Annotated in this window: 17 protein-coding genes; 7 read left to right on the top strand and 10 right to left on the bottom strand. The window is 73.6% G+C overall.

All coding sequences use genetic code 11. The annotated features are described in order from the left end of the window. Window positions 1-81 precede the first annotated feature (81 nt). From ACFO3J_RS22615 to ACFO3J_RS22595, 5 genes are all read left to right on the top strand, one after another. Complete coding sequence (locus tag ACFO3J_RS22615) at window positions 82-2,016, top strand: ATP-binding protein (RefSeq protein WP_386432049.1); 1,935 nt, start codon at window positions 82-84, stop codon at window positions 2,014-2,016. After that, window positions 2,013-2,486 carry a roadblock/LC7 domain-containing protein gene (locus ACFO3J_RS22610; protein WP_386432046.1) on the top strand — a complete coding sequence of 158 codons (474 nt, stop codon included), beginning with the start codon at window positions 2,013-2,015 and terminating at the stop codon, window positions 2,484-2,486. The genes ACFO3J_RS22615 and ACFO3J_RS22610 overlap by 4 nt, the downstream gene beginning before the upstream one ends. Next, entirely contained in the window at window positions 2,483-2,842 is a 360-nt protein-coding gene (locus tag ACFO3J_RS22605) for a DUF742 domain-containing protein (protein WP_386432043.1), read from the top strand. Before ACFO3J_RS22610 ends, ACFO3J_RS22605 begins: the two co-directional genes overlap by 4 nt. Continuing rightward, complete coding sequence (locus ACFO3J_RS22600; RefSeq protein WP_386432040.1) at window positions 2,823-3,464, top strand: GTP-binding protein; 642 nt, start codon at window positions 2,823-2,825, stop codon at window positions 3,462-3,464. The genes ACFO3J_RS22605 and ACFO3J_RS22600 overlap by 20 nt, the downstream gene beginning before the upstream one ends. Window positions 3,465-3,823: 359 nt before the next feature. Further along, window positions 3,824-5,086, top strand: a complete 1,263-nt coding sequence (locus tag ACFO3J_RS22595; protein WP_386433038.1) for a cytochrome P450 — start codon at window positions 3,824-3,826, stop codon at window positions 5,084-5,086. A gap of 43 nt (window positions 5,087-5,129) precedes the next feature. Here the strand turns inward: ACFO3J_RS22595 and ACFO3J_RS22590 are convergent, their stop codons facing one another. Together ACFO3J_RS22590 and ACFO3J_RS22585 are read right to left on the bottom strand one after the other, a co-directional pair. Further along, complete coding sequence (locus ACFO3J_RS22590) at window positions 5,130-6,464, bottom strand: MFS transporter (protein WP_386432037.1); 1,335 nt, start codon at window positions 6,462-6,464, stop codon at window positions 5,130-5,132. After that, complete coding sequence (locus tag ACFO3J_RS22585) at window positions 6,461-7,117, bottom strand: GntR family transcriptional regulator (protein ID WP_386432035.1); 657 nt, start codon at window positions 7,115-7,117, stop codon at window positions 6,461-6,463. Before ACFO3J_RS22585 ends, ACFO3J_RS22590 begins: the two co-directional genes overlap by 4 nt. 265 nt (window positions 7,118-7,382) lie before the next feature. Between ACFO3J_RS22585 and ACFO3J_RS22580 the strand changes: the two genes are divergently transcribed. After that, window positions 7,383-7,967, top strand: coding sequence for a COG4315 family predicted lipoprotein (locus tag ACFO3J_RS22580; RefSeq protein ID WP_386432032.1), 585 nt, complete (start codon window positions 7,383-7,385; stop codon window positions 7,965-7,967). A 143-nt stretch (window positions 7,968-8,110) separates the two neighbouring features. On the opposite strand, the gene ACFO3J_RS22575 is transcribed toward ACFO3J_RS22580, so the two are convergent. The 5 genes from ACFO3J_RS22575 to pdhA form a co-directional block, all read right to left on the bottom strand. Further along, window positions 8,111-8,335: a hypothetical protein gene (locus ACFO3J_RS22575; protein WP_093736080.1), complete on the bottom strand. Its 225-nt coding sequence runs from the start codon at window positions 8,333-8,335 to the stop codon at window positions 8,111-8,113. Window positions 8,336-8,523: 188 nt separating this feature from the next. Next, the gene (locus ACFO3J_RS22570) at window positions 8,524-8,718 is read right to left on the bottom strand and encodes a hypothetical protein (protein ID WP_386432030.1); all 195 of its coding nucleotides are present in this window, start codon (window positions 8,716-8,718) and stop codon (window positions 8,524-8,526) included. Window positions 8,719-8,889: 171 nt separating this feature from the next. Next, window positions 8,890-10,389 (bottom strand): dihydrolipoamide acetyltransferase family protein, encoded by a 1,500-nt coding sequence (locus ACFO3J_RS22565; protein WP_386433035.1) that lies wholly within the window; start codon window positions 10,387-10,389, stop codon window positions 8,890-8,892. 19 nt (window positions 10,390-10,408) lie between these two features. Beyond that, window positions 10,409-11,395 carry an alpha-ketoacid dehydrogenase subunit beta gene (locus tag ACFO3J_RS22560; RefSeq protein WP_386432028.1) on the bottom strand — a complete coding sequence of 329 codons (987 nt, stop codon included), beginning with the start codon at window positions 11,393-11,395 and terminating at the stop codon, window positions 10,409-10,411. 1 nt (window position 11,396) lies between these two features. After that, a complete protein-coding gene (pdhA, locus tag ACFO3J_RS22555) occupies window positions 11,397-12,545 on the bottom strand; it encodes a pyruvate dehydrogenase (acetyl-transferring) E1 component subunit alpha (protein WP_386432025.1) in 1,149 nt (382 codons plus the stop codon). Window positions 12,546-13,015: 470 nt separating this feature from the next. On the opposite strand from pdhA, the gene ACFO3J_RS22550 reads away from it, so the two are divergent. Continuing rightward, complete coding sequence (locus tag ACFO3J_RS22550; protein ID WP_386432022.1) at window positions 13,016-14,032, top strand: phosphotransferase; 1,017 nt, start codon at window positions 13,016-13,018, stop codon at window positions 14,030-14,032. A 66-nt stretch (window positions 14,033-14,098) separates the two neighbouring features. Here ACFO3J_RS22550 and ACFO3J_RS22545 read toward each other — a convergent pair whose 3' ends face one another. The 3 genes from ACFO3J_RS22545 to ACFO3J_RS22535 form a co-directional block, all read right to left on the bottom strand. Next, on the bottom strand, window positions 14,099-15,688 hold the full coding sequence (locus tag ACFO3J_RS22545; RefSeq protein WP_386432019.1) for a protein kinase domain-containing protein: 1,590 nt from the start codon (window positions 15,686-15,688) through the stop codon (window positions 14,099-14,101). Between the two features lie 228 nt (window positions 15,689-15,916). Continuing rightward, window positions 15,917-16,507, bottom strand: a complete 591-nt coding sequence (locus ACFO3J_RS22540; protein ID WP_386432016.1) for a bacterial proteasome activator family protein — start codon at window positions 16,505-16,507, stop codon at window positions 15,917-15,919. A 148-nt stretch (window positions 16,508-16,655) separates the two neighbouring features. After that, window positions 16,656-16,808, bottom strand: coding sequence for a hypothetical protein (locus tag ACFO3J_RS22535; protein ID WP_386432012.1), 153 nt, complete (start codon window positions 16,806-16,808; stop codon window positions 16,656-16,658). Window positions 16,809-17,770 lie beyond the last annotated feature (962 nt).

The raw sequence follows: 17,770 nt of genomic DNA, 5'->3' as shown, positions 1-17,770 counted from the left end.
CCTCCCGCCATGAGGTACCGATTGATGTCAGCCCAGAGTTCGCCGTTATCGCCCTCTTCCCCCGCTCCCGGCCGGCGCCCCGTGCGCACCGCCTGGGCCTTCGTGTTCCCGCTGGCCGCGGTGATCGCGGCGGCCGCGGCCTGCGGCTGGGCGGCGACCCGCGCGGCCACCGCGGACCGCCCGCTGATCACCGCGACCGGTGGGGCGGGGGCGGTGCTGCTGGGCATCGTGGTGGCGCTCGCTCTCTCCCGTCGCCGGCTGGCTCGTGAACTGCGCTTCCAGGTCGCGGAGTTACGGGCCGAGGCGTTCCAGGAGGCCGAGCGGCAGGCGGAGCTGACCCGGCTCGCCTCCATCGATCTGGAGGCCGCCCAGCGTGCCGCCAGAGCCACCGAGGTGCAGCGCAGAACCGCCGCCGAGGCGCAGTTGTCGCTGCGGGCCGCGCTGAAGGCGGAGACCGCGCGGGCGGCGGCGCTGGAGGGCGAGACGGCCCGGCTGACCGAGGTGACCATCCCGCTGGCGGTGGACCGGCTGCGGGCCGGCGGTTCGGCGGACACCGTGATGTCCCGGCTGCCGCAGCCGACCGGTCCGGCGCACCAGCGGCTGCTGGGGGTGCTGATCCGGGAGATCGCCAAGAGCGAGCGGATGCGGGCGGCCGGGATGGCCGCCTGCGCCAGCGCGGCCAGCCGGATGCAGGCGCTGACCACCGGCATGCTGGCCGATCTGCGGGAGATGGAGGACCGCCTCGGCGAGGAGGTGCTGGGCGACCTGCTGCACCTCGACCACTGCACCGCCCAGACCGGCCGGCTGGCCGACAGCGTGGCGGTGCTCACCGGTTCGCGGTCCGGCCGCCGCTGGACGAAGCCGATCGTGATGGAGAGCGTGCTGCGCGGCGCGATGGGCCGGATAGGCGCCTACCAGCGGGTGCGGCTGCACTCCACCAGTACGGCGGCGGTCGCCGGTTACGCGGCCGAGGGCGTCATGCACGCGCTGGCCGAACTCATGGACAACGCCTGCAACTTCTCGCCGCCGACCGAGGAGGTGCACGTCTATGTGCAGGAGACGCACTCCGGGGTCGTGATCACCATCGAGGACGCCGGCCTGGTGATGCCGGACGCGACGCTGCTGCGGGCGCAGAAGCTGGTCTCCGGCGACCCGCTGGACCTGCGGGCGCTGTCCGGGACCCGGCTGGGTCTGGCGGTGGTGGGCTGCCTGGCCCGCAAGCACGGGCTGCTGATCTCCTTCCGGCCGTCCTCGCGGGGCGGCACGGGCGTGGTGGTGCTGATCCCGCCGAAGATCCTCACCCAGTCCCCGGCCGAGCACGCCGCGGACTACCCGGCGGATGAGGGCGGTTACGGGACCGGCGAGGGCTACCAGACCGAGGGCGGCGAGCGGTACGCCCCCGGGGACGGGGCCTCGCCGCAGGAGCACTCCCCCGCGCACGCCCGGCCGGCCCAGAGCTGGCAGGCGGCGGCCGTACCGCTGCCGAAGCGGGCCCGCGGGCAGACCCTGGCCGCCTCCCAGCACGGCGATCTGACCGCCGACCCGTCGGCGGCCTGGCTCGACCCCTCCCCGGAGGAGGCGGCCCGCGCGGCGCGCTCCCGGGCCGGGGCGGGGGCCAGGTTCAGCGCCTTCCGGGATGCCGCGGCCGGCCGCAGCGTCCCCGAGGGGCGGACGAGCCAGGGCGCCGGCCAGGACCCGGGCCAGGCGGCGGACCAGGGCCCCGGCGCGGCCGCTCCCGCCGGCCGTACCGCCTCCGGCGAGGGCACCTTCGCCAGCACGTTCAGCGCCGGCCGCCGCTACGCCGCCGAGGTGGACCGCGACGCCGACACCGACTATCTGACCGACGCCGACTACGCGGCCGACTACGCCGCCGGCGGCGGCTACGGGTCCGGCGGCACCGGCGTCCACCGGGGCTTCGGCGGACATGACGGAGCCGGCGAGTTCGGCGGGCAGGACGGGGGCGCGGGCGACACCGTACCGACCGGACCGCCGCCGGGAGGGGACAGCGTCACATGACCACCACCGACCAAGGCGACCTGGACTGGCTGCTGGAGACGCTGCTGGCGAAGACGCCGGGCGCCCGGCACGCCCTGGTGCTCTCCCGGGACGGCCTCAAGCTGTGTCTGTCGTCGGGGCTCTCGATCGACCGGGCCGACCAGCTCGCCGCGATCGCCTCCGGCATCCAGGCCCTCGCCCACGGCGCCTCGATGGAGTTCGGGGACGGCAGCGGCGGGGTGCGGCAGTCCATGACCGAGTTCCACGGCGGCATCCTGTTCATCGTGGAGGCGGGCGAGGGCGCCCATCTGGCGGTGATCGGCGAGGAGTACGCCGACGCCGGTGTGATCGGCCACCACATGAACGAACTGGTCGAGCAGATGGGCAACCGGCTGCGTTCCGATCCGCGCACCGGGGCCCGCGGCGCCTCCCCCGCCGCCGACGGCGCCGGGAGCGGGACCGACCGCACGCGCGGGAAGCGGCAGGCATGAACCGGGGGCCGGTCGACAGCGGCGAGCCTGACCGGCTCTACACCCTCACCGGTGGCCGCAGCCGCGCGCACGAGTCGCCGTTCGACCTGGTGACGATCGTGGTCGCGGAGAGCGAACCGGCCCTGGGCATGCAGTCGGAACACGTGCGCATCCTGCGGCTGTGCCGCCGCCCGACCGCCGTGGTGGAGGTGGCGGCCTATCTCGGGCTGCCGATCACGGTGGTGAAGATCCTGCTGGGCGATCTGCGGGACGCGGGCCGGATCAGCTCCCGGCATCCGCGCAGCGCCCTGTCCGGCGACCGGATGCCGCCGCCGGAGACACTGAAGAAGGTGCTGCGTGCCCTCCAGAACCTCTGAGCACTACGGGCAGCCGTCCTGGGACGAGGCAGGCGGCAGCGGGCCGCCGCTGCGGGAGACCGCCAGCGACGGCCTGAAGATCGCGATCGTGGGCGGATTCGGCGTCGGCAAGACCACGCTGGTCGGCGCGGTCAGCGAGATCCGGCCGCTGAGCACCGAGGAGACCATGAGCCGGGCGGGCGTCGGCATCGACGAACCGGCCGGGCCAGGCGCCAAGCAGAGCACCACCGTCGCCTTCGACTTCGGCCGGATCACGCTGGACGACGAAATGGTGCTGTATCTGTTCGGCGCGCCCGGCCAGGAGCGCTTCTGGTTCCTGTGGGACCGGCTGTTCTCCGGCACGATGGGCGCGGTGGTGCTCGTCGACACCCGGCGGATCGCCGACTCCTGGTACGCCATCGACCGGCTCGAACACCACGGGCTGCCCTTCATCGTGGCCCGCAACAACTTCGGCCCGCCGCAGCACTCCCTGGAGGATCTGCGCGAGGCGCTGTCACTGCCGCCCGGGATTCCGCTGATCGACTGCGACGCGCGCCGGCGGGACTCCGCCAAGCGGGTGCTGATCACCCTGGTCGACCACCTGCTGACCTACGCCTCACCCGCCTGGGAGTCCGCGCTGTGACGTCGTATCAGGGGCACGGGCAGGGGCCCCAGGGACAGCAGGGCCAAGGACAGCAGGGCCAGGGGTATCAGGGATACGGCCAGGGCGCCGCGCCGGGCGCCCCCGCGGAGGGGGCGGGCAGCTGGGCGATCCCGGCGGCGCCCGAGGAAGCGGCCCCCGGCGAGCCGGACACCGGCCCCTACCCGCACCCGGGCGGCCCGCCGACCCCGTATCCGGGGGTGCCGCTGACGCCGTACCCCGGTGCGGCGGCGGCCGCGCGGCAGAGCGCCTATCAGGCCGCGGTCCGCCCCCAGATTCCCGCCCCGCAGCCCAGTCACCCCGGCGGGCGGGCCCCGGGCGCGCCCGTACCGGCGACCGGCATACCCCCGGAGCTGAATCCGGCGCTGCCGCTGCACCCGGACGCGGCCCCCGTACGGCTGCACTCGCCGGCCTTCCAGCGCGACCCGGCCGGGCTCTACGCGATGCTGCGCCGGGTGCACGGTTCGGTGGCGCCGGTGCTGCTGGACGCCGATCTGCCGGCCTGGCTGGTGCTCGGCTACCGCGAGGTGCACTACGTCACCGGCAATCCGGAGCTCTTCGCGCGGGATTCGCGGCGCTGGCACTCCTGGGACCGGGTGCCGCACGACTGGCCACTGCTGCCCTTCGTCGCGCACAACGCCTCGGTGCTCTTCACCGAGGGCGCCGAGCACCGCAGGCGGGCCGGGGCGATCTCCGACGTGCTCGGCGCCGTCGACTCCTTCGAGCTGCGCTTCGAGGCGGAGCGGGCCGCCGACGCGGCGGTGGACTCCTTCGCGGGCGCCGGACGGGCCGAGCTGATGGCGGACTACGCCGGGCAGGTGCCGCTGCGGGTGCTGGCCGGGCTCTTCGGGCTGCGGGACGACGAGACGGCGGAGCTGGAGCGGGACACGGTCACCGTGCTGGGCGACGGTCCCGAGGCCGGGATGGCCTACGCGCGGATCCGCGGCACCATGGAGCTGCTGCTGGAGCGCAGGCGGCACCGGCCGGGAGCCGATCTGCCCTCCCGGCTGCTGGCCCACCCGGCGCGGCTGACCGACGAGGAGATCGTCCAGGACCTGATCGCCATCATGGCCACCGGGCAGCAGCCGACCGCCAACTGGATAGGGAACACGCTGCGGTTGATGCTGACCGACGACCGCTTCGCGGTGTCGCTGTCCGGCGGCCGGCGCAGTGTCGGGCAGGCGCTCACCGAGGTCCTGTGGATGGACACCCCGACGCAGAACTTCATCGGGCGCTGGGCCACCCGCGACACCCAGCTCGCCGGGCGGTACATCCGCGCCGGCGATCTGCTGGTGCTGGGCCTGGCGGCGGCCAACACCGACCCGCAGGTCTGCCCGGTGGCCCCGCCCGGCCGGGTCTCGGCCCGGGGCACCGCGGCGACCGGCGGCAACCAGGCGCATCTGTCCTTCAGCCACGGCGAGCACCGCTGCCCGGCGCCCGCCCCGGAGATCGCCGAGGTGATCGCCACGGCCGCGATCGAGGTCCTGCTCGACCGGCTGCCCGACCTGCGCCTCGCCCGCCCGGTGGAGGACCTCTCCTGGCGCCCCTCGGTCTGGCTGCGCGGCCCGGCGGCGCTCCCGGTGGAGTTCACGCCGCTGATCTGACGGCCCCTGGCGTGCGGGCCGCCGTCGATGCCCCGTAGGACGGTCAGTCCACCGGTGCCGGGGCCGTACGGTGGACGGTCGCGACCCGGCTGACCGCGATCCGCTCGCGTTCCAGGCGTTCGCTGCTGCGGCGCAGCCGGAGGATCTGGGCGGTGCCGAAGGCCTGGAGGACGAAGACGCTGCTCCAGGCCACGCGGTAGTCGTCGCCGGTCGCGTCGAGCAGCACGCCGATGGCGAAGAGGGTGAGCACGGACGCGGTGAAGCCGCCGATGTTGACGATGCCGGAGGCGGTGCCGAGGCGCTCGGGCGGGTTGGCCGGGCGGGCGAAGTCGAAACCGATCATCGAGGCCGGACCGCAGGCACCGAGGACCACGCACAGCAGCACCAGCACCCACAGCGGGTCCTGGCCGCCCGGCCAGGTCAGCACCAGGGCCCAGGCGGCCGCGGTCGTCCCGATCACCCCGAGGGTCAGCGGCATCCGCAGCCCGTGGTGGCGGCCGATGAGCTGGCCGAAGAGCAGCCCGAAGACCATGTTGGCGACCACCACCAGGGTGAGCATCCCGCCCGCGGCGCCCCGGGACATGCCCTGGTCCTCGACCAGGTAGGGCAGCCCCCACAGCAGCAGGAACACCATCCCGGAGAACTGCGTGGTGAAGTGCGTCCACATGCCGAGCCGGGTGCCGGGCTCCCGCCAGGCGTCGGCGATCTGGCGGCGGATGTAGGCGGGCCCGGCGTGTTCGACCGGCGCGGGCTCGTACCCCTCCGGATGGTCCTTCAGGAAGAGGGCCACCAGGACCAGTACGAGGGCGCCGACCAGGGCCGTGCCCAGGAAGGTCGGGGTCCAGCCGGCCGAGTGCAGCAGCCGGGACAGCGCCACGGTCGAGACGAGGTTGCCGGCCACGCCGAACAGCGCGGCGCCCTGACTGATCATCGGCCCGCGCCGGGCCGGGAACCACCGGGTGCCGAGCCGCAGCACACTGACGAAGGTCATCGCGTCCCCGCAGCCGAGCACCGCGCGGGCGGCCAGCGCCATCCCGTAGGAGTGCGACAGCGCGAACGCCCCCTGCCCGGTGGTGAACAGCACCGCCCCCAGCATCAGCACCCGCTTGGTGCCGAGCCGGTCCACCATCAGGCCGACGGGTATCTGCATGCCGGCGTAGACCAGGACCTGGAGGATGGAGAAGGTCGACAGCGCGGAGGCGCCGATGTGGAAGCGGTCGGCGGCGTCGATGCCGGCCACGCCCAGGCTGGTGCGGTGCACGACGGCGACGAAGTAGACGGAGGTGCCGACGCCCCAGACGAGTACGGCCCGCCGGCCGCCGGGCGGGTCGCCGGGAAGCGCGGGTCCCGCGGCCGCCCTGCCCCCCAGCGCCGTCATGACTCGCCCCTGGCCAGGGTCTTCACCCAGGACACATGGCGGTCCACGATCTCGGCGGCGGTCAGCGCGGCCCCGCCGCGCAGCGCCTCCAGTATCTCGGTGTGCTCCGCGATGTTCTTGGCGACCCGGCTCGGCTCGGCGTGCATGGTGGCCACGCCCATCCGCAGCTGCCGGTCGCGCAGCTGGTCGTAGAGGTGGGCGAGGATACGGTTCCCGGCCGCGCGCACGATCTCCGCGTGGAAGGACCGGTCGGCGGCGGCGAACGCCGCCAGGTCACCGGTCGCGGCGTGCCCGCGCTGCTCGGCCAGCGATTCCTCCAGCCGGTCGATCAGCCGGGCCGGCACCGCGCCGACCACCTTGGCCACCGCGTGCTGCTCCACCAGCAGCCGGGTCTCGACCACATCGGCGATCTCCTGCGCCGAGACCGGCAGCACCAGCGCGCCCTTCTTCGGATACAGCTTGAGCAGCCCTTCGGCCTCCAGCCGCAGCAGCGCCTCGCGCACCGGAGTCCTCGACACCCCGACCGCCTCGGCCAGATCCCCCTCGGTGAGCAGCGTGCCGCCCTCGTAACTCCGGTCCAGTACCCCGGCCTTGACATGCAGATAGACCCGCTCGGCGGCGGGCGGTGACTTGGTTGCGGCTGCAGCGCTCATGATGCACACATCTTAGATACATCACGTATCCCGCCAACACCCGCCATCCGCCATCCGGACGATCAGCGAGGCCCGGCGCCGGGGCTCCCGCTCCTACGGGGGTGCCGGACAGGGTGGGTTGGTCCGAATGGATGGTGTGCGGGGGCCGGGCGCGTGGGTGGGGGGGCCGGTGGGGGACCGGGGTTGGAGGCTGGGCGTTCGTGGCGCGGGGTCCGGTCGGGGGCCCCGGGCACGTTCCGGAGCAGGTTCACCCTGGAGGCCTTGAATGAAGCGCACTGCCACGACCGTCGGCTGGAGCGCCGCCGCGCTGGTGCTCGCGACCGCGATGAGCGGGTGTTCGGCCGGTGCGAAGGATGCCGGGCCGGCTTTCGCGACGACTCCGGCGGCGCCCACCGCGACCGTCGCGGCCGAGCAGCGGACGGCGACCTCCGGGGGCGGCTATCTCGGCGGGGGCTCCGCGAGCCCGAGTGCGAAGCCGACCAAGGCGGCCACCGTGTCGACCAAGTCGGTCGGCAAGCTCGGCACGGTCCTGGTCGACGGCAAGGGGCACACGCTGTACCTCTTCATGAAGGACACCAGGAACAAGTCCGCGTGCACGGGAGCCTGCCCGGCCGCCTGGCCGCCCCTGCTCACCTCGGGCAAGGCCAAGGCGGCCCAGAAGGCCATGAGCGGCCTGCTGGGTACCACCAAGCGGTCCGGCGGCACCCAGGTGACGTACAACGGGCACCCGGTCTACACCTACGCGGTCGACACCAAGGCCGGCCAGGCCAAGGGCCAGGGGCTCAACCAGTTCGGGGCGCTGTGGTTCGTCCTCGACCCGGCGGGCGACCGGATCACCACAAAGCCCTGACCCGGGCGGACGCGGTCGCGGCACCCTGCCGGCGCACACCAGCGGCGGTCCGGCAGGAGTCCCGATGCGTCGTACGGAATCAGAGCGTCAGAGCGTCGAAGCGGCAGAAGGTCGGAGCTTCGACGCGTGAGCGGATCTGGGCGTCAGAGCTTGTTCATGCCCGAGTAAGGGCTGACCACACGGGTCTGTCGGTCGCCGCCGAAGTCGACGAGCATGGCGATCCCGTCCTCGACGCCGATGATCCTGCCCAGGCCGTAGCGGTCGTGTGAGACGCGGTCTCCCAGCTCGAATCGCTTGGCCGGCGGGGCAACCGGGACGTTGAAGGGGCTTGTGGGGAGGTGGCGCCGGGGCGCGGCAGGTTTCGTCATCGTGCTACCAGTATGCGCTGAGGACGCCCGGAGCGGTCGGGCCCGGAGGCAACGATGCCGATTCGATTCGGTGCGGCGGCCCCCCGGGACCCGCCGGGACCCTTGTGCGGACTGCCCTCTTCCCCGCCCGGGCCGCCGCCCGGCACCGCCGGAACACGGACCGCGGTGCCCGCGAGCGGCTCGGCCGATCAGGGGCGGAACGTACTGACCAGGTCCGCGGTCGAGCTGACGGTGGACTGGATGCTGGGCGCCAGGCTGCTGGAGGCGAGCACGAAGCCGAGCAGCACGCAGGTCACCGCGTGGCTGGCCTTGAGGGCGCGGTGGCGCATGAGCATCGCCGTGAGCAGGAGAAGCAGCAGGACGGCGGAGACGGAGACGACCATACGGCGATGGCAGCACAAAGCCGTCCGTAATGGGTCATAACACGCGGAAGAGGAGGGTCCGGACGTTTGTGCTCCGGGCCCTCCTCACGGGTCACACCGGGACCGGGACGGGGACCAGTGGCGGGACCAGTACCGTACGGCCGGTCCCGCCGGTCCTGCCGGTCCCGCGGATCACGCCCAGCTGAGCAGCCGCTTGGGCTGCTCCAGGATCGCGGCCACGTCCGCCAGCACCTTGGAGCCCAGCTCCCCGTCCACCAGGCGGTGGTCGAAGGACAGCGCGAGCGTGGTGACCTGCCGTGCCTTCACCTTGCCCTTGTGCACCCACGGCTGGAGCTTGACCGCGCCGAAGGCGAGGATCGCGGACTCGCCCGGGTTGAGGATGGGCGTGCCGGTGTCCACGCCGAAGACACCGACATTGGTGATGGTGACGGTGCCGCCCTGCATCGCGGCCGGCGAGGTCCTGCCCTCCCGGGCGGTGGCCACCAGCTCTCCCAGCTCGGCGGCCAGTTCGGGGAGTGTCTTGTCGTGCGCGTCCTTGATGTTGGGGACGATCAGGCCGCGCGGGGTGGCCGCGGCGATCCCCAGGTTCACATACGACTTGTGGACGATCTCCTGCCGCTCGTCGTCCCAGGCCGAGTTGACCTCCGGATGGCGCCGGACGGCCACCAGCAGGGCCTTGGCGACCAGCAGCAGCGGGCCGACCCGGAGACCGGCGAAGGCCGGGTCCGCCTTGAGCTCCCCGACCAGCTTCATCGTCCGGGTGATGTCGAAGGTGACGAACTCGGTGACGTGCGGGGCGGTGAAGGCGCTGGCCACCATCGCCTGGGCGGTGGCCTTGCGGATGCCCTTGATCGGGGTGCGCGTCTCCCGCGCGGCGGCATTCACCGCACCGCCGGGGGCGGGCGCGTCCGCCGACTGCAGCAGGGCCGGCGGCGCGGCGGCGGCCCGGATGTCGTCCCGGGTCACCTCGCCGTGCGGCCCGGTGGGGATCACCGTCGCCAGATCGATGCCGAGCTCCTTGGCGAGCTTGCGCACCGGGGGCTTGGCCAGGGGCCGCTCCACGGAGGGCGCGGGCCCGGACTTCGGGGCCGCGGGCAGCGCGGGCTCGGGCCGCACGGGCTCCGGCGGTACAGGCTCCGGCTGAACGCCCTCCGGCTCCACGGACCGGGAAGCCGGCCGTGGCGGTTCGGGCTCCCGCGGTCCGGGCGTCGCGTGGCCGTTGACCCCGCCCGGCCCGCCCAGCGGCTTGCGCGCCCGCCGGGTCGTGGCGGCCTGCGCCACCCCGTAACCGACCAGCACCGCCTCCCGCTTGGCGGCTGGCTCGGCGGTCGCGGGCTCGGGCTCCACCGTGACCGGCCCGCCGCTGTCCGCCCGCCCGCCCGGGGAGGCGTCCGCGGACCCGCCGCCCGCGCCCTCCCCCGGGTCCACCACGATGATCGCCGTCCCGACGTCCACCGTCGCACCCTCGCCGAAGCGGATCTCGCTGACCACCCCGTCGAACGGGATGGGCAGCTCGACCGCCGCCTTGGCCGTCTCCACCTCGCAGATCACCTGTCCGTCGGTGACGGTGTCACCGACCGCGACGTACCACTTGAGGATCTCCGCCTCGGTCAGTCCCTCACCGACGTCCGGCATCCTGAATTCGAGAAATCGCCGCGCCTGTGCGGTCATGGTCGTCACAACCCTCTCCTCAGAACGCCAGCGCGCGGTCGACGGAGTCGAGTACGCGGTCCAGGCCCGGCAGGTACTCGTCCTCCAGGCGGGCCGGCGGGTAGGGCGCGTGGAAACCGCCCACCCGCAGGACCGGCGCCTCCAGGTGGTAGAAGGACCGCTCGGTGATCCGCGCGGCGATCTCCGCGCCGGCCCCGTAGAACACCGGCGCCTCGTGCACGACGACCAGCCGGCGGGTCTTCTCCACCGACGTCTGGATGGTGTCGAAGTCGATCGGCGAGAGCGACCGCAGGTCCAGCACCTCCAGGTCGCGGCCCTCGTTCGCGGCGGCCGCGGCGGCCTCCAGGCACACCTTGACCATCGGGCCGTACGCGGCGAGCGTCAGATCCGCGCCCTGCTTGACCACGACCGCCTTGTGCAGATCGCCGGGCACCGCGCCGACATCCACCTGGCCCTTGTCCCAGTAGCGGCGCTTGGGCTCGAAGAAGATCACCGGGTCGTCGCACTCGATGGCCTGCTGGAGCATCCAGTAGGCGTCCGAAGGATTCGCCGGCGAGACCACCTTCAGGCCCGCGACATGAGCGAACAGCGTCTCCGGCGACTCGCTGTGGTGCTCGACCGCGCCGATGCCGCCGCCGTAGGGGATGCGGATGACGACCGGCAGCTTGATCTTCCCCAGCGCCCGGGCGTGCATCTTGGCGAGCTGGGTGACGATCTGGTCGTAGGCCGGGAAGACGAAGCCGTCGAACTGGATCTCCACCACCGGGCGGTATCCGCGCAGCGCCAGCCCGATCGCGGTGCCGACGATGCCGGACTCGGCCAGCGGGGTGTCGATCACCCGGTCCTCGCCGAAGTCCTTGTAGAGGCCGTCGGTGATCCGGAAGACGCCGCCGAGCTTGCCGACGTCCTCGCCCATGATCAGGACCTTGGGGTCGTTCTCCAGCGCCTTGCGCAGCGACTCGTTGAGGGCCTTGGACATGGCCATCGTGGGTGCCGTCTCGCTCATGTCAGTGCCCCTTCCCGGATTCGCCCGTGGCGTCGTCGAACGAGTTCAGGTAGGTCGCGAACTGCGCCCGCTCCTCGTCGACGAGGGTGTGCCCGTCGGCGTACACATGGTCGAAGATCGCCATGGTCTCCGGGTTCGGCATGTTCCGTACGCCGTCCCTGACCCGCTTGGCGAGCGCGTCGGACTCGGTGTCGAGACCGGCGTAGAAGTCCTCGTCGGCCAAGTGCTGCTGGTCGAGGTAGGTGCGCAGCCGGGCGATGGGGTCCTTGGACGCCCACTGCACCCGCTCGTCGTCGTCGCGGTAGCGGGTCGGGTCGTCGGTGGTGGTGTGCGCGCCCATCCGGTAGGTGAAGGCCTCCACCAGCATCGGGCCCTGCCCGCTGCGGGCGTGCTCCAGGGCCGCCCGGGTGACGGCCAGCACCGCGAGCACGTCGTTGCCGTCGACCCGGACCCCGGGGAAGCCGTAACCGGCCGCCCGCTGGTAGATCGGCACCCGCGACTGCTTCTCGGTCGGCTCGGAGATCGCCCACTGGTTGTTCTGGCAGAAGAACACCACCGGCGCGTTGTACACCGAGGCGAAGGTGAAGGCCTCCGCCACGTCGCCCTGGCTGGAGGCCCCGTCACCGAAGTACGCGATGACCGCGGCGTCCGCGCCGTCCTTGGCGATGCCCATCGCGTAACCGGCGGCGTGCAGCGTCTGCGAGCCGATCACGATGGTGTAGAGGTGGAAGTTGTTCTCGTTGGGGTCCCAGCCGCCGTTGTTGACGCCGCGGAACATGCCGAGCAGGTTCAGCGGATCGACGTCGCGGGTCCAGGCGACACCGTGCTCACGGTAGGTGGGGAAGATGTAGTCGTCCGGGCGGGTGGCCCGCCCGGAACCGATCTGGGCCGCCTCCTGCCCCAGCAGTGAGGCCCACAGCCCCAGTTCGCCCTGCCGTTGCAGGGTGATCGCCTCGGCGTCGAAGCGGCGGGTCAGCACCATGTCGCGGTACAGCCCACGCAGTTCTTCCGGCGTCAGGTCGATGGAGTACTCGCTGTGCTCGACGCGCTCGCCCTCGGGGGTCAGCAGCTGTACGAGCACGGGCTCGTCCCCACGGCGCTTCGCGCCGCCGCGGGTCGGCCTCCGCGCGGCAGTGCTCTTCACGCTCACGTTCGCTCCTCCGTCTGTCCGGCCCCCGGGGTCTGCCGGGAAGCCAGTGCGGCTCACCTGGTCCGACGTGACGCACGGGGTGTGTGCGGCATGGCCGAGCCAGGCGTCATGACGCCCCGGCGACGGACCTGCAAGAAGAGACGTTACCTACAAGTTCCGCAATCGCGCGAAGCCGTCCCACCTGCGGTTTTGCTTTGATTTCCTACTAAACCGCATTCCCGCAGGCCACCGGGACAATCGCACCGTATCCCGGATGCGGAAAGTACGTAAGAGGGGCGGCGATCACTTGCGTGAGGCGGCGGACGCCGGATTCGGACGGCGGGTGCACGGCGGGCCGGGAGGCTGCCGGGACCGGGCGCCCGGGGCCGTTCGGGGTGCTCAGGCCGGGTCTGCGGGGGTGCCTATCAGGTCCGGGTGGGTGGGCGCCAATCCGTCCGAGGGGGGTCGGCGGGTGATCTACGCTGAGCCGCGTGACGGGCACGGCATCGGCGCCGCCGCTGACGGTTCTGCTGCGCCGCTATGAGGACGCGGGAACCCCTCTCACCTGCGAACCCGTCCCCCGCGGCTTGCTCAATCGCGGCTGGCGGGTGACGACCACCGGGGGGCGGTTCTTCCTCAAGCAGTACGTCGCGGCGGACACCGCGGAGCCCGCCGTGATCACCCGCCAGCATCACGCCACCCGGCGCCTGGCCCGGCTGGGCCTGCCCATCGCCGCCCCGCTGCCGGACGACCGCGGCGACACCGTGACGCTGGCCGGCGGCACCGGTTACGCCCTCTTCCCGTGGATCGACGGCCGCCACCGCGAGGGCACCGATCTCAGCCGGGCGCAGTCCCGGCGGCTCGGCGCGCTGCTCGGCCGGGTGCACACCGGCCTGGCCCGGATCCAGCCGCCGCCCCCGGCCGGCCGGCACCTCAGTGCCGACCCCGACCGTACCCACGCCCATATCGACCAGTTGCTGGCCCTGGTCCGCGCCCACCGTCCCTACGACGCCTTCGACGCGCTGGCCGAGCACCGGCTGCGCGAGCGCCGGGCGCTGCTGCGGCAGTACGCGCACCGGCGCCCGCCGCCCGCCGAGAGCGCGGTCAGCGGCTGGGTGCACGGCGACTTCCACCCGCTGAACCTGCTCTACCGGGGCGACGAACCGGCCGCCATCGTGGACTGGGACCGGCTCGGCGTCCGCCCGCGCGCCGAGGAGGCGGTCCGGGCCGCGGCGATCTTCTTCGTGCACCCGGTGACCGGCCGGCTGGACCTGCGGAAGGTACGGGGCTACGCGCGGGCGTACCGGGACGGCGCCCGGGTGGCCGTGGCCGAGGTGGCCGCCGCCGTGCACCGGGTGTGGTGGGAGCGGCTGAACGACTTCTGGATGCTGCACTGGCGCTACCAGCGCCGCGACCCCCGCTCCGACCCGCTCTTCCCGGCCGCCTCGGCCCTGGCGGTGTGGTGGACGGAGGAGTACGAGGCGGTGCTGGACGCCTTCACCGGGTGAGGGGTGGGAGCGACGGCTCGATCTCGGGGCGCCGGCTTTCCGGCGCCCCGGCCGGCCGGGCGGGCGTCAGTTGTACGGGTGACCGCCGAGGTGGTTGCGGGCCGCGCGGTTCACGCCGGGGGTGTCGGTCGGCGGCGCGCCCGTGTCCGTGGGCGGGTCGGTCTCCGTCGGCGGGTCGGTCTCCGGCGTCGTCGGCGGCGGTGTCGTGGCCGGCTTGCTGGTGGGCGGCGGTGTGGTGGCCGGTGTGGTGGCCGGCGTCGTGGCGGGCGTGGTCGACGGCTCGGTCGTGGTGGCCGTCGTGGACGGGGTCTTCGTCGGCTTCTCGGTCGGCTCGGAACTGGCAGCGCCGGTGTCGGCCGGCTCGGTGCTGGGCGCCGGGCTGGGCGCCCCGGTGGTGTTGTCCTGGGTGACCGTCGGCGAGGGGGTGTCGTCCTGGGGGGTGGCCTTGCCGCCGGAGCCGAGGTTGGCCAGGACGAAGCCGAGAACGATGACCATCACCGCGACGATCCCGAACAGCACCGGCTTCAGCCAGCGGTTCTCGCGGCGCGGCGGAAGCCCGCCGTAACCGTGCACGTCGTCGGGGCCGCCGGTGCCGGAGACGCCCGCCAGCAGCGGCAGGCCGAACTCGGCGGTGGTGCCGGAGCCGGTGTGCGGGCCGCCCTGGGCGATGACGGTGGGCGAAGTGCCCGGACCCGGCGCGATCGCGGTGACCGCCCCGGTGTTCCACCGGCCGCCGCTCCAGCCGCCCTGGTCGTGCAGCGCCTGGTGGGCGTACCCGACGACGCCGCGCATCTCCTCGGCGCTCTGGAAGCGGTCCTCGGGCTGCTTGGCCAGCGCGCGCAGCACCATGCCGTCCAGCTCGGGGGGCACCCGGTTGTTGACCTGGGAGGGGATGCGGGGCTGGTCCTGCACATGCTGGTACACCACGGACAGCGGGGTCTCGCCGGTGAAGGGCGGACGCAGCGCGAGCAGCTCGTAGAGCAGGCAGCCGGTGGCGTACAGGTCGCTGCGGTGGTCGACGGTCTTGCCGAGCGCCTGCTCGGGGGACAGATACTGCGGGGTGCCCATGACCATGCCGGTCTGCGTCATGGTGCTGGCCGCGCCGTGCAGGGCGCGCGCGATGCCGAAGTCCATCACCTTGACCTGGCCGGTCGAGGTGATGATCACATTGGCGGGCTTGATGTCACGGTGCACGATGCCGTGCTGGTGGCTGTAGGCGAGTGCTTCGAGCACACCGGAGACGATCAGCAGCGCCTGCTCGACGGGCGGCGGCGTCGTGCCGTTCAGCAAGTCCTTGATGGTGTGGCCCTCGACCAACTCCATCACGATGTACGGGACGGTGCCGGTGGCGGTGCGGTCCTCACCGGAGTCGTAGACGGCGACCACCGCGTGGTGGTTCAGCCCGGCGACGGCCTGGGCCTCGCGGGTGAAGCGGGCCTTGGACACCGGGTCCTCGGCCAGGTCGGTGCGCAGCAGCTTCACCGCCACGGTCCGCCCCAGCCGGACGTCCTCGGCGGCGAACACCTCGGCCATGCCGCCCCGGCCGAGCTTTCCGCTCAGCCGGTAGCGGCCGTCGCCCACCAGGGAACCCTCGCCCCACTGGCCGGAGCTCTCCGACGCCCCGGTGCCGGCCGTCGTCTCGTTCCGGTCGACCATCAGTCCTCGCCGTCGTTCGTCCATCGGTCGTTCGGCAGCCTTGCCTCTGGTGCGCCACCGTACCGCTTTTCGGGGAGGGCAATCCCCTCCGTCCACAGGCTCGGCACAGCCCAGGGGCCATGTCCCGCTGGGCGCCGGGACCCGGAGGAGGCGGGCGGCGCCCCTCGGGGGTGCCGCCCGCCTCCTCCGGTTCACAGCTGATGGGCTGCGAGGAGAAAGCCCGCCGATCTACAGGTAGGGGCCGGAGCGGGCGTTCTGGGGGCCGTCCTGCTCCTCCTCCTGCTGGAGCACACCGGGCGGCAGCGCGCGGCGCATCTGCTCCAGCTGGGCACGGGCCGCCATCTGCTGCGCGAACAGCGCGGTCTGGATGCCGTGGAAAAGACCCTCCAGCCATCCCACCAGCTGCGCCTGGGCGATCCGCAGCTCGGCCTCGCTGGGCACGCTCTCCTCGGTGAACGGCAGCGACAGCCGGTCCAGCTCCTCCACCAGCTCGGGCGCGAGCCCGGCTTCCAGCTCCTTCACGGAACTGGCGTGGATCTCCTTGAGCCGGACCCTGCTGGCTTCGTCCAGAGGTGCCGCCCGCACTTCCTCCAGGAGCTGCTTGATCATGCTGCCGATCCGCATCACCTTCGCCGGCTGCTCGACCATCTCCGTCACCGGGATCTCGCGCGCCCCATTGCCCTCGCCGTCTCCCTTGGGAGACCCGCTCAGGGCCATTCCGTCCGGCCCGACGACCAGGACCTGCTGGTTCTGCGAGTTCTGCGCGTCGTGCGGGTGCTGCGCGTTCTCCGGCGACCGTTCGTTCATCGGCATCTCCATACCTCCATTGTCCCGCACCTCGTGCAACGCCTCATCCGGGCGGGGGAATTCGCCGCGCGGGGGTTTGACCAGGGCGGGAAGGGGTCGCGGGGGTCAGACTGCGGGCCTCGGTGGTGGGCCTCGGTGGTAGGCCCCCGGCCGCTCCCGGTCAGCGCGCGCCCGGGCGGCGCAGCCGCAGCCCGAGGAAGCCGAAGCCGAGGCCGACCAGGACCAGCCCGACGCCCATCGGCAGCACCCGCATCGCCCGCCGGGTCGGCGCGTAGGCGGAGGCCGCCGGCCGCCCGGCCAGGTCCCGCCCCACCGAAGCCGGCGCGCGGGCCGGAGCCGTGGCGGCGGGGGTGGGCGCGGGACCGGCCCCCCGGCCGGCGGCCGACAGCCGGCTGTCCTCGGCCGGCGTCGGCGAGAGCCGGTGCCGGGCCCCATGGGCGTGCCGGAGGTGGGTAACCGGGCCGCTCCGGCGGGACTTTCGTCCGGCGGCGGAGTCGCCGGACCGATACGGTCCGCCCGCTGCCCCGGCACTGGACGCGCCCGGTCCGGGGGCGGGCGGGGCCGGCGCGGCGGATTTCGCGGTCGGGCGGGCGGGAGCGGGATGGGTCGCCCCGGGCGGCGGGGGCGGGGCGAGGGGCCGGGAAGGCGGGGGTGCGGGCTTGAGGGGCGGCGCGGGGTGGGTGGCCGCTGCGTCCGGACCGGCCGTGCCGGGGTGGGGATCGGGATCGGTGGGGGCGCCGGGGCCGTGCCCCTGGCCTGCGCCCGGCACCGGGGCGGGACCCGGAACGTCACCCCGGGCGGCGGGGCCGGGCTCGGCGCCCGGGCCGGAGCCGGGGCGGGCGCTGGGGTGAGGGCTGGGGCGAGGGCTGGGGCGGGCGCCGAGGCCGGAAACGCCCCCGGTGCCCGAACCGGGACCGGGCCGCGCCTGCCCGAGGGGGTTCCGGGAGGGGTCCCGCGGGGGGTTCCGAGGGGTGTTGGGCGGGAGGAACGCGGCCGGGGCGAGAGCGGCGGGATCAGTCCTCGGGCCGCCCGGGTCCGGCGCCCCCGCCACTCCCGGCGCCGGGCGTGCCGTTGCGGCCGAGGCGGGAGCCGCCGGTGCCAGCACCAGGCCCGCGACCAGCAGCAGCGACCCCGCGCGGCCCGCCGCACGTATCGCGTTCCGACTGCCCGCCGCCCACCGCACCCACGCCGCCTTCCGCCGGGACCTCGTGTGCTCTCAGCGTCACACGCATGGGCATTTCCGGCATCCCGGGCGGGGGCGCACAGCGCGAGCCC

It is taken from the genome of Streptomyces polygonati, assembly GCF_042650325.1.
Taxonomy (GTDB): Bacteria; Actinomycetota; Actinomycetes; order Streptomycetales; family Streptomycetaceae; genus Actinacidiphila; species Actinacidiphila polygonati.
This window is presented reverse-complemented; position numbering and strand designations above follow the sequence as displayed.